Consider the following 13,427-nt stretch of genomic DNA (forward strand, 5'->3'; position numbering starts at 1 on the left):
TGATTTTAAGGAAAAAGATGTAATGATAGGGCACAGCTATTTTCTTGTCAATGATGAAAACGAGCTGCGAATGAAGCTTGAGTTTGAAATAAAGCCAATTTTAAGGGAGTATTTGAAAGACGGGATATTATTGGAGGCAGCGAATGAAAAAATAGAAGCCTTATATGTCTAAGCTCCTTTTTAATAAAGCGTTTATTGAGCACAGCTTTGAAGATGTTTCATCTGTTGAAACAATTGCAGCGTTATCGATTCTCTTTAAGAGAAAGGAAGATTGCAAGTGTGTTGAAATTATCCAGGAGGGAACAAGTAAAAAAATAAGCTTTAGCTGTTATATTGGAACAGATTGGTTAGAGAGAAATGAAGTGGCTGTTTATGTAGCTCCCAAGCTAAACGATACCTCTCAACAAACGGATTATTTAGGAATGCTTTTCTCCTGTTTACGGCATTCGGATGTGTTAAATTTTACCCAGGACCTATATGAAATAAAGTTTGAAGAGCCACTTATAGAAATTGAACAACAGAGAGATCTGCTTACTCCCATTTTGATAGTTCATTTTTTACAGGCACTGAAAGTAATTGTTAGAAAGGGATTGAAAAGATCGTATTATAAAATCGAACAGCCCCTAAATTCTAAAATCAAGGGGAAAATATTGGTTTCAAAAACAATAAAGCAATGCGCAATAAAGATCAAACCGACTCAGAATTATTGTCAATACCAAGAATTCGGGATTAACTGCGCTGAAAACAGGATTTTAAAAAAGACATTGATTTTCGTGCAAAAATACCTTGCATTAATGCCGGCCTATTCCGGACTTATTTCCCCCATAATAAATTATTGTTCGCCGGCTTTCCAGGAAGTCAATGAGAATATCGATTTAAATGCAGCAGAACAGGTCGCGCATAGCTCTTTTTACAATGAATATAAGGAGGCGCTTCATAATTCTGGCTTAATTCTGAGGAGATTTGGCTACAATATCAAAGAGGTTGAAGCAGCTGGTAACAGGATAATTAAAGTACCGCCATTTTGGATTAATATGCCAAAACTTTTTGAATTGTATGTGTTGGGAATGCTGAAGGATAAATACCACAACGATATTAAGTTTCAGATTCAAGGTACCTACGGACAACCAGACTTCCTTCTTGTAAAGAATAATTCAAAAATGATTATTGATACGAAATACAAGCGAAGGTATCAACAGGAGAAATATCAGTCGGAGGACATCAGGCAGCTAAGCGGATATGCGAGAGATAGTGGAATTCTATCACAACTTGGTTATAAGACAAAGGAAGAGCAAAATACAGTTGTTGATTGTTTAATTATATATCCTGACCAGGCCGCATCTGGAAAATTGGCCGATGACCTGAAGGCAAATCCAATTGCAGGTTTTACAAGCTTCTATAAAATGGCAATTAAATTGCCAGTGATTAATAGCTATCACCTATAGGTGCTTCGCCCGCAATGTTATTCCGAGTTGTTATAAAGCTGTTGCAAAATGACTATTAGGCACCCGGCCGTTGAGTGAAAATTTTCTTTTTTAAAATGGAAAGTTTGCATACCTTTGAAGGGACAATCTTGAGATAAATCATCTATAACCGTTTTTTACAGGATGCGAATTACTAAGCAAACTGTATGTTTGTGTCCTCCCCGGACAGGGCTTATTTACTTAACTTAGAACCGATTAATTATGTCTAACACTAAGCAGACGTATTCCCGCACGTCTGGTGCAAAAGCCGGGAAAACCAATGTTTCCAAAAGCAAGGCCACAAAAAGCCCCGCAGCCGTTAGCGATAAAAGCAAAAGCGCTGCATGGGTTTCGTGGTTTGATCCGGAGAAAAATGCTTCCCTCACCGGGAAGTTTGAAGACATAGACAGTCTTAGCAATATTGTGCGTGTTGCTATTAAAGGAGTGGACACGAAAGTATTTTACGCCTTTGCCAGTTCGGCCGCCATACCGGACAAATACCTGGCGGAGCTGATTAATACATCGCCCAGAACCCTTTCCAACTACAAGGAGCAGCATAAACCTTTAGAGCCGGTTAAAGGAGAGCATTTGCTAAGGCTGATCGCATTATTTAAAAAGGGAGAGGAAGTCTTTGGCACCCTGCGTGAATTCCAGGGATGGTTAACAAAACCCAAAATGAAAGCTGACAAGGCGCCTATAGACTGGCTTATAACGCCCGGCGGTGTAGACCTAGTTTCGCAAGAGCTGGACCGCATTGCTTACGGGTACCCGGTTTAAAACCACCGTGATGATAATCGTAAGAATAGCGTTAAAGAAATATGCGTCAACGTTATTTGCACCCGGTTTTGCGGGCCGCTGGAACTCCGAAGGAAAGAAAGTTATTTATACCGCCGGCAGTGTGTCACTGGCCACCATGGAGAACATGACCTACCGGAAGGGCTATGGCTTTAACCACGACTATGCTATTATGCTGATTGACCTGCCAGACTCATTGCCCATTACTACCTATACTGCCGATAACCTGCCAAAAGGCTGGAACAACCCGTTTGATTATGCTGTTGGCCAGTCCATTGGCGACCGCTGGTACCTGGCTATGGAAACGCCGGTACTCAAAGTGCCTTCTGCAGTTGTACCCCAGGAATACAATTATGTGCTGCATACCCTGCATCCTGGTTTTTCCAAAATAAAGCTGATTGCTGTAACGGGATATGTGCCTGACCCGCGTATAGAGGATATTCTGAAAACCTACCCCCACTAACCCCCTCCCAAAAGATGTGGGCTTTTATGTAGGGGGGAGTAGTTGCGCAGCAATGGCGCAGCAATAGCTCCCTCCTGAAACCCCGGTTTTTCCGCAGTTGGAGTGCAATGGCGCAGCCATAAAACCGCCTTTAATTTTCCAGGAAAGGGGCCAGCTGGGCTTCGGACAGGCCCGTGTAGTCACAGAACTCTGTGATGGTGATTAACTCCTCTTCACTTTTCCCCAGCTTTTTACGGATCTGGTTCAGCAGGCGGCGGGCCGACTGCGGGCTTTTGCCGGTAAGGTTTTCCACGTCTTTGGTGTAAATGATCAGGCGTTGCGGTATTACTTTTTTCATGGTTTACTGGATAGGTTTTACAAAAACAGCGCAGCCAAAATGATCACTTTTGACCAAAACGATCATTTTTATCCAAAACGTTCATTTTCCGCCAAAAGTGATCAAATGTTATCAAAACGATCACTTTGTTTTTTTGCATGCTGATCCGGGTTTAGTATTGCACTCACAAGCTGCGCAGCATAGCATCATGATGAAGGCTTAACGGCATGGGCCCTGAAACATGCCTCATTCATTTTCACTTTTTAAAACCGATTTTTTATGCCGAATACACTTAGCAAACGTATCGCCACCGACCCTGCTTACGAGCGCACCCGGGAAAACATGGCGGAATTTGAACGGGCCGGAAAGGCCGGCAAACTGCTTACCGACTCCATGCGCATACTGGCCAACCACGCCCGCGACAGCCGGCTCACCAGCCGTATGTCCAAGGCAATGTCGAAAGTGATCAAAACCGACAGCGTGAACGCCCGTGGTATGCGTACCGTGCAGGATGGCGACCTGCTGCAGCTGCAGGGCTTTGAGTTCAACATCGAGGCAGGGCTTACCTCCGTTTTCTTTGCGCCTTACACCGTTACCATTGACCGGGCGGCGGGCGCACTGAAAATAGACATCCCGGAATTTGAGCCCAAGACCATGATCAATGCGCCGGCCAACACCACACACTTCAGCATTACGTCGGCCGCGTCTGAAGTGAACTTTGCCGGCAATGCGCATACCGGCGCACATGCCATTACCCCGCAGCTGGTATATGGTGATCAGACCGAAGCTGCCGTAAGCCTGAGCAACGCGGTGCCGGCCAACAGCACACAGCCCCTGTTCCTGGCCCTGGGCATCCGCTTTTACCAGCAGGTGAACGGGAAGTACTACCCCCTGAACAGCGGCAAGTTCAATGCCCTGGCTATTGTGCGGGTAGATGTACCCGAAGGGGCGCCTGCCGGCGGCAACTAAGGCCCTTTTTGTTTAGCGTATAATAGCAGTTGAACGTCCCGCACCTTTCCGGTGCGGGACTTTTTTATGTGCGCTTGTCGGTGCTGCCGGCAGGGTAGGCGATGAGGTTGAACATTTCGCGCATACGGCTGCGAATGCGGTTGCCGTAGCGGGCTTCCAGCTCTTCGCTGTTCAGGTTAGTGGTAACGTGCGTAAGCATGCCCTGGTGAATGAACAGGTCATAACGCATGGCCAGCACCTGCAGCATTACGTTGATGTTGTTATTGCCAAAATGGGCGGCGTTGCTTTCAAAACCCAGGTCGTCGAAGCAGATGGTATGCGGCCGGTTATTGCGCCAGCAGCGGGTGGTGTATTTTTCCAGCGCCAGGTGGCCGTCGTTCGCAAAGCTAAGGGCTACCATGTGGCAGGGTACAATGCTGAAAGCCCACCGGGGTTTGCACAATGCGCGCAGGATGTTGATAACAGCACTTTTGCCGCAACCCACGGGACCGGAAAGGAGCAGTCCTTTTTGCAGGCTGACGCCGTATGCAGCCGCGGATTGTTCATCGCCCAGGAACCAGCACAGCAGCTTTAGCACGGCAGGCATTTCCAGGTCGGGGATGCGGTAGCCGGGGCCGTACAGCTGCCGGCCCTTATCCACCAGGGTTTGCAGGGCAGCGGTATAATCATAAGGGGTTTTCATAGTTCTTGTGCTGTTGTACGTGGAGCTGGGTGTTGTTGTTTGCATGTTGCTGTTGTTTGAGTTTTATTTCCAGGGCATAGCTCATCCACTTTTCCGCGGCGGCCTGCCAGTTTGCGATGGGCGTTTTGCCGCCCTGTTTCCAGCCGTTGGCCCGGTAGTGGTTAAAGAAGCGTTCCGCTTCCTTTTGGGGATAGGCCATGGCGTTAAAGTAACTGAATACTTCTTCCCGGTTGGGTATGGGTGCGGGCGTGGTTTGCCCACACTTTATACCGTTTATATACTGTTTATTAAGGTGGCCCACATTTGGGCAGGCCTGCGCGCCGATTTTGAGCTGCAGCAGGTCCATATCCGGGCCGGGAGGCGGCTCATTTTTAGCCGGCGCTTTGGGAGGCGGCTGCAGGGGCACCATGCTTACGCTGGGCTGGTGACCGGGGTGTAACGAGGGGTGGTACACAATGTAGCCGCAGGTATGCAGCTGGTGCAGGCATTTGGTGTAGGTACTGCGGGAGCCGATGTGGCTCAGCTGCATGAGCCGCACCCGTTTAACCGGGAAGGTTGCCTTAAAGCGTTCCTGGTTCCAGCAATGGAATAAGGCCATGTACAGGCTTACATGGTAAGCATTGAGGCGCTGCTCTTTTTGCTGGTAAAAGAGGAACGCATTCAGATGGGAAATGTAATTCATTTTTTAATCCTGGTTGTTTTGTGGGTTTTATTAAAAGGTTTTTCAGCTGTTTTTGCAGTAAGCGGAGATGCCCGGGTTTGCAAACACATGACTATTTTAACGTGCGGCAATTTAAACAGGATAGGCCAGTGCTCAGTTTGATAAAGATCAAGAAATTGCAGGCGGTTATGCGGGGTATTTACCGGCGCGTATGCGGCTGATGGTTTCGGGGGTAGTATGCAGGAACGAGGCGATGTGCTTTTGGGCAATGCGGCCCAGCAGATCGTGGTAATGTTTTTCAAAATAGCGGTAGCGTTCCTTTACGGGCAGCTTGAGCATGTTGGTATAGGCCGAAATTTCAGCCAGCTGTTTTTGGAGCAGGAGCGTATCAATCGTCAGCAGCTCCGGGAAGCGCAGGGTGAGCTCATGGTAGGCTGCCGCGGGGATGGCCGCCAGCCGGCAGGGTTCCATCGTAGCTATGTATTCGCATGAAACGTTGTTGCCGTGGGAACGGGGCAGGCAGGCAACGGGCTCATTTTCCCTGCGGAACCACCGGATCTGCTCTTTGCCCTGGTGTTTGGTGTAGCCGCAGACCAGGCCGTTCAGCACAAAATACACATGATCGTGCTGCTGGCGGGGCCTGAGCAGCTTATGTTTTTTTGGAACGGATATGATGGTAATAACCGCTTCCAGCGCATTTTTTAATTCAGCAGATACGGGCAACATGCCCTCTATCCAATGGATGAATTGCTCTGACATATTGAAATCAGGGTTCGTAATATAATGATATACGGATAATGCGTGAAATCAGATCTTTTGCGTTAACGGACCGTTAATTGGAAGGTTTGTGCGACTGGCCGTTTGGGATTTTACTGTTTTCATATGGACTGCTTTGGTGTTGGGTTGATAACCCAAAGGTGCAATTTAAGAAAGATAGAGTATTGAAGAAATTGATATAGATCAAGATTTTTTGGGAGAGAGCGTTGTATGGGGCACCTGGTTGCCTCAAATGGCTGTAATTTCGGGGCGCAAAGGAATTATTAATTGCCGTCTGGTGGGCTTTTATGAAAAAGAGTTATATTTGCGTTATAGTTCCCGGTTGTCCCTGGCTTGCCAAACTTCCGGGTTTTTTGTGCCTTTACCTTAGATCTCAAATAAAAAAAGCCATCCTGGAAAGGACGGCAGGTTAACCTAAATCCAACCATATCTGTTAGATATGATACTCAAAATTACGGCGCGAAGTAATTGCTATCCGTTAATCAGATGTAAACGAATATTTTTTTAGCGGATGGAGGTAATTCATTTTACTCTATTATTCCATTTTCTATTTCGAGCATCAAGTATTCTAAAACATGACTGGGATTATAGTACCAGGCGCCATTCTTTTTAACCGCGGGAATGAGTTCCTTCTCGCGCAAATCACACAACTCCTGTGGTGACAGGCGGAAGATGCGGATTATTTGCCTGCTTCTATAGCTTACGGGCTCGAAACCATTCTGGCGTAGCAGGTTGTCCAGGATATGGGTCAGGACCGCTTCTTTGATGATTTCCTGCTCTGGTGTGAGGGATTCCATAGACGATTGTTTTGGTTTAGTTAAAAAAAAATAATGTGGGCTGCAATTTAAGCGGAAGATGCACATAGTGCGCTTGACATAAATCAATTTTTACGCGTTAATATATTTTTTCATACGTATTCGATTGGGTGCATAAAAAAATAAGCCATCCTGGAAAGGACGGCGGGTCATCTTTTAATTGAAAAATGATAAAAATGCGCTCCAAATTACAACATGACATAATTATCCTCCGTTAATCAGATGTGAATGAATAAATTTTTTTTGGCAGCGCGCTATTACCAGCTGAACCAATTTTCTCCCAGGAAAGAACCAATGGTCTACCCGCAAAGCGGTGAATACATCGCATCTTTACAACGCAATGAATGACCGGAATTACATAACTCATAATAACCACGGTATGCATATAAACGCTATCTACCGCCTGTTGCAGCATTTCTTTTTGAAGCATTAATCCCATACTGCTGCACGGCACATACCTTTTTTATTGAAACTACCGGGCTGCTTCCCTCACGGCAAGAGCAGGCAGCATGTTTTTGTACTTCTCTTTTTGATAACGGTAAACCTCATATAAGATATGGACCCAGTAAAAACCCAGATTGACCCGCCGGCCCCCATACCCGCCAACACTGACAGGAGCGGGCAAAATGTTGCCTATCCTGCCGTTAACGGTAATCCCATCGGAAAGATCATTAAAAAGCTGTCTATTATCATACCCGCCTATAATGAAGAAAAAACCATCGGTTATATCCTGGATAAAATAAACGATGTAACGCTGGTACGTGGCATTGAAAAAGAGCTGATTATCGTGAACGACTGTTCCAAAGACGGCACTGCACATGCCATACAGGAATACAGCACGCTTCACCCGGAATTAAACATCCGGTACCTGGAACATGAAGTAAATAAAGGGAAAGGCGCTGCCATACATACCGGCATTGCCCATGCTACCGGTGATTATTTACTGGTGCAGGATGCCGACCTGGAATACGATCCGGACGAATACAATACCCTGCTGAAGCCCATTATAAACGGTTTCGCAGATGTGGTGTACGGCTCCCGGTTTATGGGCGGCAGCCCGCACCGCATTTTGTTTTTCTGGCACTCTATCGGCAACTGGATGCTGACCATGCTCTCCAACATGTTCACCAACCTGAACCTGACCGACATGGAAACCTGCTATAAGATGTTCCGCACCGATATTATACAACGCATTCCCCTGCAGGAAAAACGCTTTGGCTTTGAACCGGAAGTAACGGTGAAGCTATCGCAGATACCAGGGGTAAGGATTTACGAAGTAGGCATTTCTTACTATGGCCGTACGTTCAGCGAAGGGAAGAAAATAGGGTGGAAGGATGGCGTACGGGCCGTATGGTGCATCGTGAAGTACGGAATGTTTGGGAAGAAGTTGGTGCTGGCGCCGGAGCTGACCAGGACCGTTAAACAGGAGGCAACTGTTTAGGCAAACTGCTATAGTAATTTATGTTTATTGATAAACTGACAAGGCTATGATACCAGCAAGCATACCTGCTGAAACCTTTAAACAATACCTGTTCGGGAACCGCCGGAATAAGATGATACTATGGATAGCGCTGGCAGCGGTGGTGGTGCAGTTTGCGGTGTTTAAGTGGTTTTATCCCTTTGCGAGTTTTATACACGGTGATTCTTTCGTATATATAGACATTGCCCATAAAAATTCAGACATTGAGTCTTATATGGTAGGGTATGGGCGGTTCTTGCGGCTGTTTAGTGTATTTACTACTTCCGATACTATTCTCGTTGCTTTTCAATACCTATTCATGCAATGCAGCGCCTTGTTCCTGCTGTTTACCCTATTTTACTTTTATCGGTTCAGTAAGGTATTACAAATGATATTGCTTTGTTTTATTGTGTTGAACCCATTGTTCCTGTATATGGGGAACTTAATATCGAGTGACGGTTTGTTCCTGGGCCTGAGCCTGATCTGGTTTACACTGCTGCTATGGACACTTCATAATCCCGGAACCAAGGTTCTTCTAGCGAATATTGCTGTATTGTTTTTTGCTTTTACAGTGCGGTATAATGCATTAATATATCCCCTTATTACGGCAGTTGTTATTCTGGCGTGCCGGCTGCCAACGCGCAAGAAACTGGCAAGCATAGGCATCGGATTTTTATTTTGCGGGCTTTTTATGCTATATACGGGCAATAAATATAAAGCGCTTACAGGTACCTGGCAATATTCACCTTTTGGCGGCTGGTTAATGGCTAATAATGCCATGTATGCGTACCGGTATGTAGATAGCGCTGACCGGAAGCCTGTACCAGAACGATTCAGGAAACTGGATAATATGATCCGATCCTATTTTGACAGTACCCGTGATGTAAAAAAGTTTCCGCTGGAGGCGGTACAGGCCAGTACTTTTTATATGTGGTCACCGGGTTTGCCGCTATATGCTTACCGGGACACACAATTTAAAAAAGATACCGTTTCCAGCGAACTAAAGAAATGGGCCAGCATGGGACCATTTTACAAAGCCTATGGCATGTATATTATAAGCCAGTACCCACTTTACTACGCTCGCTACTTTTTGTGGCCTAATGCCAATAAGTATTATGCGCCGCCGGTGGAGTTTCTCGGCTTGTATAACTCCGGTTATGACCAAGTAACGCTGGGTGCTAAACAGTGGTTTGATTATAAGAGTACTAAAGTAAAAACCAGAGCCGGAAGCCCTGTAATCAGTGTACTGGATTTTTACCCAATTACTTCGGGCGTTATTAATGTAGTAATGCTCTGCGGGCTGATATGCTTTGCCATGGTAAATGGTTTTGGCATGAGTATATTGTACAGGAAGGGCATTATACTGGCCGGCAGCATATGGTTGCTGAATGCTGGGTTTACCATCTTTGCATCGTCTGCTGCCTTAAGATTTCAGGCCTTCCCGATTATACTTACTACTGTTTTTACACTGTCGCTGATAGATTATCTGGTGAAGATAGGAAGGCAGGAGGCGGAAGAAAAGCGAGGTACTAGGATGATTGGATCATCGGGCACTGTTGTTGACAACACAACGTTTCACAGCGGTATGATAGCAGGCGTTGGTAGTGGAGATAAGTAAGGATATTTTTGTAGGTCCTAAAATTTTTTTTATGAAAGGAATTAGAATTATGCTTACTGCAGTTGTCCTTTTAGGGATAGTGGGAGGTATGTTGGCCTTTAAAGCCAAGAAATATTCGCCTGATAGATACTGCTATAAGACAGGGAGGCCCGGAACCTGCTATGGCTGTTTCGATATGGGGATGACTACCATTCCTGGGTAGGGTGACTACCACATTCAATTGTGCAAATTGTAAATACGCTAATTGCACAATTAGAATTGCAGGATTTAAAGAAGAACAGCGGAGTTGTATCCATCAGTTACATCATAAATAATAGAATAGCAAATTATGTTATTCCAATATCATATTCCTGACATACTTTTTAAAAAGTGGCTCCAAGAAGATCGAGAGAACAGATTTCTACTAATAGTATCTATTAACGTTATAGTTGCACAATTTCTCGTCTTCAAATTTTTATACCCTTACCCTAATTTTATGCCGCCCGATTCGAATTCTTATGTAGACGCTGCGTATAATAATCAGTTTATTAATTTATGGCCTATAGGTTATTCCAAGTTTCTAAGATTATTCAGTTGTTTTACCAGCTCGCATGTAGCGCTAGTGTGGTTTCAATACATGTTGTTGGAGGGCTGCCTATTACATTTCCTGTTCTCTATAAGATATTTTCTGGATCCCGAAAAGTGGTTATTCAGGATAGTGATGGCCATTAGTATATTGAATCCTTTACTACCCCATATCAGCAATTATGTTTCCAGTGATAGTTTGTTTACTGCACTAAGCCTGTTGTGGTTTACTCAATTGTTGTGGATCATAAACCGGCCCAGTTCGAAACTAATGTTATGGCATGCAGTAATATTGTTGCTTGCGTTTACGGTACGATATACTGCCGTGTTCTATCCCTGCATTAGCGTAGCTGCCATTCTTATTACTAATACCGGGTTACGGAACAAGCTGGCTGGTATAGCTGGTATTTTATTACTTTTGGTGAGTTTTATAGTATGTACAGTATGGTATTATCATAAAGAAACGGGCACCCTGCAATACTCTGCTTTTGGCGGTTGGCTGGTCGGGTCTAGTGCATTGTATGGCTATGCTTATGCGAACCCCGATCCTGTTGAAGACGTACCTGACAGGTTCAGGGCCCTACATCAACTTGTAAACAATCATATGGATTCTATACGGCACCTGCAGCTGCGTCCGGATGCCGAGGTGGGTATCTATTATTTCTGGGACTGGAAAGCGCCTTTGATGGTGTATATGAATAATGAATGGAGTAAGGATACTACTACAGGCGTTTTGAAACGCTGGGCCAGTGTGTCAACACTATATGCGGATTACGGGCGCTATCTGATATCGCGTCATCCCTGGCTTTTTTTACAGCATTATGTGTGGCCGAATTTTATAAAATATTATGCGCCACCTCCCAAGTTTATGGGTGGGTATAATATGGGGAGCGAAAATGTAGCCACTGTTATAGCAAATTGGTTTCAATGGAAAGATACTAAAATCCACACCAGGTATGGTAACAAGGAGATTCATATTACGAAAGTATTTACGATTTTGAGTGCAATTGTAAACTTGCTTTTTATTGTTTGTTTTATCGGTTTTATATGGTTGGACGGTATTCGGCGGTGCGAGCCGACCAGCCGGCGGGTATTATACTGGACGCTGATTGTTTGGATTGGGAATATGGTTTTTAGTGTAGTATCTGCACCGATTGAATTACGATATCAACTTTTTCCACTGATGATTACTACTGTATTTCTGTGCCTGATTTTATATCCAATCGTGATGGCAGGAATTTATCCACAAAATGCAAAGTGGAATACATATTTCAATTTAAGAACTGAACACGAATTAACTCAAGTAAATTAAAATATATTTTATGAAATTATTGTGCACTTTAATATTAGTAGTAATGCTAGCGGGATGTGTCAGTCATAATGAGCGGGTAATTACAGGTTATGAAGGCAAACCACTGCCAGATTTTACTGTTCTGAAGATGGATAGTATAACGAGAATCACTACAGCGAGCATACCTACTGGAAAACCTATGGTGATATTTTTATTTAGCCCATATTGCCCCTATTGCAGGGCACAGACGGCAGATATAATTAAAAACGAAAAGGAGCTGAAAAATGTACAGGTTTATATGTTGTCTGAATTTCCATTTGTTACACTAAAAGGATATTATGAGCAATATGAGTTAAACAAATACCCTAATATTACCTTAGTGCAGGACTACGATGCGTACTTTGCAAAGTTTTATAAAGCATCGGCCGTGCCATTTATTGCAGTATATAATAAAGATAAAACGCTGAAGCAAGTACTGTTAGGGAATGTAGGAGTTAATAAGATCAAGGATGCGGTATTTGAATGAATTTTTTATAATGTAGGGGGATTTTAATATTAATATATTGCTTGCTATATCATACATAGGTAAGGATCCGCCTTCGTTTATGAAACTCAGCAGGCAAGTGGGTAAGCCGAAAACCACTATAATAGAGTAGGTTTATTTATTGACTAAAGTTTAGCTTTTTGATCAAAAAAGCAATGTTGTTATGAAAAAGATAAGAATTATGTTAGCAGCTATCGTTGTTTTGGGTTCTGTAGGCGGCGCATTAGCTTTTAAAGCTAAGAACTACAGCCCGTTTCAATATTGTTATAGAACACAAACATCTGGGATTTGCACGACTTCGTTTTCAACCGAGGGTGTAGCAAACGGAATTGGTGCTGGAACCTATTATTTTACAACGACCACTGATGCTTCTAAATGCACAAATTTGCAGTGCACCACAAGAGCAACACAGATTGTTGTAGAATAAAAGTTTAAATCGAGCTTTGCTAGTTAAGCAATTGTGGTTCTTTTAATTCGTATTTTTTAGTAAATAATGAGATGGCGTATTAAATTGAATTTAAACGCCATCTCTGTTAATTTGAAATAGTCACGATTTAATCTCATTCTACTATATTTTCCTTTGGGACGATAATTGGATTGATACTAATATTTCGATCACGACGAGCCTGAATATCGGAGTCTCCATAACTGATCTTGATCTTTTTCTTACATAGTCATTAGGAGTATTGGAATTGTCGCCTTGTTGGTGCTCGCCATGCTCTAAATGATCGTCTAATCCTCCTTCATCCTATCAATAACTTCTACAGCCGGGAAAGAAGATTATTAATTGATCTTTGGACTTGAATTGTTTTAAAAAATAGTCTAATAAAAAATCTCTGGTTACATAGCTATGTAATATTAAAATGGAAAAATCGGGATTCGTAAGAACTTGGGTTTTATAGTTTGCACAGTTTTGCAATGCAGCTTATGGTGTAGCGAATGCTTGTTTTACCAGATCGTTATAGTTTTGCCAAGTTGGTCTCTCTTGTTGCATCATATGTAGCATGAAG

Annotated in this window: 14 protein-coding genes; 9 read left to right on the forward strand and 5 right to left on the reverse strand. The window is 43.8% G+C overall.

The features are described 5' to 3' along the window. The first annotated feature begins 164 nt into the window (after nucleotides 1–164). The 3 genes from VFS25_RS05240 (at nucleotide 165) to VFS25_RS05250 (ending at nucleotide 2,721) form a co-directional block, all read left to right on the forward strand. On the forward strand, nucleotides 165–1,445 hold the full coding sequence (locus VFS25_RS05240) for a 5-methylcytosine restriction system specificity protein McrC (RefSeq protein WP_326461070.1): 1,281 nt from the start codon (nucleotides 165–167) through the stop codon (nucleotides 1,443–1,445). Between the two features lie 240 nt (nucleotides 1,446–1,685). Next, nucleotides 1,686–2,240, forward strand: a complete 555-nt coding sequence (locus VFS25_RS05245) for an antitoxin Xre-like helix-turn-helix domain-containing protein (protein ID WP_326461071.1) — start codon at nucleotides 1,686–1,688, stop codon at nucleotides 2,238–2,240. Between the two features lie 10 nt (nucleotides 2,241–2,250). Continuing rightward, nucleotides 2,251–2,721, forward strand: a complete 471-nt coding sequence (locus VFS25_RS05250) for an RES family NAD+ phosphorylase (protein ID WP_326461072.1) — start codon at nucleotides 2,251–2,253, stop codon at nucleotides 2,719–2,721. Between the two features lie 130 nt (nucleotides 2,722–2,851). Here VFS25_RS05250 and VFS25_RS05255 read toward each other — a convergent pair whose 3' ends face one another. Then, nucleotides 2,852–3,058, reverse strand: coding sequence for a hypothetical protein (locus VFS25_RS05255; protein ID WP_326461073.1), 207 nt, complete (start codon nucleotides 3,056–3,058; stop codon nucleotides 2,852–2,854). 258 nt (nucleotides 3,059–3,316) lie between these two features. Between VFS25_RS05255 and VFS25_RS05260 the strand changes: the two genes are divergently transcribed. Next, on the forward strand, nucleotides 3,317–4,006 hold the full coding sequence (locus tag VFS25_RS05260; RefSeq protein WP_326461074.1) for a hypothetical protein: 690 nt from the start codon (nucleotides 3,317–3,319) through the stop codon (nucleotides 4,004–4,006). A 64-nt stretch (nucleotides 4,007–4,070) separates the two neighbouring features. Here VFS25_RS05260 and VFS25_RS05265 read toward each other — a convergent pair whose 3' ends face one another. The 4 genes from VFS25_RS05265 to VFS25_RS05280 all read right to left on the reverse strand — a co-directional run bounded on the left by VFS25_RS05265 (nucleotide 4,071) and on the right by VFS25_RS05280 (nucleotide 6,923). After that, nucleotides 4,071–4,688 carry a hypothetical protein gene (locus tag VFS25_RS05265; RefSeq protein ID WP_326461075.1) on the reverse strand — a complete coding sequence of 206 codons (618 nt, stop codon included), beginning with the start codon at nucleotides 4,686–4,688 and terminating at the stop codon, nucleotides 4,071–4,073. Next, nucleotides 4,672–5,370 carry a hypothetical protein gene (locus VFS25_RS05270; RefSeq protein WP_326461076.1) on the reverse strand — a complete coding sequence of 233 codons (699 nt, stop codon included), beginning with the start codon at nucleotides 5,368–5,370 and terminating at the stop codon, nucleotides 4,672–4,674. The genes VFS25_RS05265 and VFS25_RS05270 overlap by 17 nt, the downstream gene beginning before the upstream one ends. Before the next feature lie 165 nt (nucleotides 5,371–5,535). After that, nucleotides 5,536–6,108 (reverse strand): Crp/Fnr family transcriptional regulator, encoded by a 573-nt coding sequence (locus tag VFS25_RS05275; RefSeq protein ID WP_326461077.1) that lies wholly within the window; start codon nucleotides 6,106–6,108, stop codon nucleotides 5,536–5,538. 545 nt (nucleotides 6,109–6,653) lie between these two features. After that, a complete protein-coding gene (locus VFS25_RS05280; RefSeq protein WP_326461078.1) occupies nucleotides 6,654–6,923 on the reverse strand; it encodes a hypothetical protein in 270 nt (89 codons plus the stop codon). A 574-nt stretch (nucleotides 6,924–7,497) separates the two neighbouring features. Here VFS25_RS05280 and VFS25_RS05285 point away from each other — a divergent pair. The 5 genes from VFS25_RS05285 (at nucleotide 7,498) to VFS25_RS05305 (ending at nucleotide 12,844) form a co-directional block, all read left to right on the forward strand. Beyond that, nucleotides 7,498–8,382 (forward strand): glycosyltransferase family 2 protein, encoded by an 885-nt coding sequence (locus VFS25_RS05285; RefSeq protein WP_326461079.1) that lies wholly within the window; start codon nucleotides 7,498–7,500, stop codon nucleotides 8,380–8,382. Nucleotides 8,383–8,494: 112 nt separating this feature from the next. Then, entirely contained in the window at nucleotides 8,495–10,018 is a 1,524-nt protein-coding gene (locus tag VFS25_RS05290) for a hypothetical protein (RefSeq protein ID WP_326461080.1), read from the forward strand. An 835-nt stretch (nucleotides 10,019–10,853) separates the two neighbouring features. Further along, entirely contained in the window at nucleotides 10,854–11,894 is a 1,041-nt protein-coding gene (locus VFS25_RS05295) for a hypothetical protein (RefSeq protein ID WP_326461081.1), read from the forward strand. A gap of 10 nt (nucleotides 11,895–11,904) precedes the next feature. Continuing rightward, nucleotides 11,905–12,399 (forward strand): TlpA family protein disulfide reductase, encoded by a 495-nt coding sequence (locus VFS25_RS05300; RefSeq protein ID WP_326461082.1) that lies wholly within the window; start codon nucleotides 11,905–11,907, stop codon nucleotides 12,397–12,399. A gap of 181 nt (nucleotides 12,400–12,580) precedes the next feature. Beyond that, the gene (locus VFS25_RS05305; RefSeq protein ID WP_326461083.1) at nucleotides 12,581–12,844 is read left to right on the forward strand and encodes a hypothetical protein; all 264 of its coding nucleotides are present in this window, start codon (nucleotides 12,581–12,583) and stop codon (nucleotides 12,842–12,844) included. Nucleotides 12,845–13,427: the final 583 nt, after the last annotated feature.

Origin of the sequence: Chitinophaga sp., assembly GCF_035761305.1 — a bacterium.
In the GTDB taxonomy this organism is placed as follows: Bacteria; Bacteroidota; Bacteroidia; order Chitinophagales; family Chitinophagaceae; genus Chitinophaga.

Excerpts from the sequence above, each read along its gene's own strand:
- VFS25_RS05255 (WP_326461073.1), bottom strand. The coding sequence starts at position 3,058 with ATGAAAAAAGTAATACCGCAACGCCTGATCATTTACACCAAAGACGTG.
- VFS25_RS05270 (WP_326461076.1), bottom strand. The coding sequence starts at position 5,370 with ATGAATTACATTTCCCATCTGAATGCGTTCCTCTTTTACCAGCAAAAA.
- VFS25_RS05280 (WP_326461078.1), bottom strand. The coding sequence starts at position 6,923 with ATGGAATCCCTCACACCAGAGCAGGAAATCATCAAAGAAGCGGTCCTG.
- VFS25_RS05260 (WP_326461074.1), top strand. The coding sequence starts at position 3,317 with ATGCCGAATACACTTAGCAAACGTATCGCCACCGACCCTGCTTACGAG.
- VFS25_RS05300 (WP_326461082.1), top strand. The coding sequence starts at position 11,905 with ATGAAATTATTGTGCACTTTAATATTAGTAGTAATGCTAGCGGGATGT.
- VFS25_RS05265 (WP_326461075.1), bottom strand. The coding sequence starts at position 4,688 with ATGAAAACCCCTTATGATTATACCGCTGCCCTGCAAACCCTGGTGGAT.
- VFS25_RS05240 (WP_326461070.1), top strand. The coding sequence starts at position 165 with ATGTCTAAGCTCCTTTTTAATAAAGCGTTTATTGAGCACAGCTTTGAA.
- VFS25_RS05275 (WP_326461077.1), bottom strand. The coding sequence starts at position 6,108 with ATGTCAGAGCAATTCATCCATTGGATAGAGGGCATGTTGCCCGTATCT.
- VFS25_RS05245 (WP_326461071.1), top strand. The coding sequence starts at position 1,686 with ATGTCTAACACTAAGCAGACGTATTCCCGCACGTCTGGTGCAAAAGCC.
- VFS25_RS05305 (WP_326461083.1), top strand. The coding sequence starts at position 12,581 with ATGAAAAAGATAAGAATTATGTTAGCAGCTATCGTTGTTTTGGGTTCT.
- VFS25_RS05295 (WP_326461081.1), top strand. The coding sequence starts at position 10,854 with ATGTTATGGCATGCAGTAATATTGTTGCTTGCGTTTACGGTACGATAT.
- VFS25_RS05285 (WP_326461079.1), top strand. The coding sequence starts at position 7,498 with ATGGACCCAGTAAAAACCCAGATTGACCCGCCGGCCCCCATACCCGCC.
- VFS25_RS05250 (WP_326461072.1), top strand. The coding sequence starts at position 2,251 with ATGATAATCGTAAGAATAGCGTTAAAGAAATATGCGTCAACGTTATTT.
- VFS25_RS05290 (WP_326461080.1), top strand. The coding sequence starts at position 8,495 with ATGATACTATGGATAGCGCTGGCAGCGGTGGTGGTGCAGTTTGCGGTG.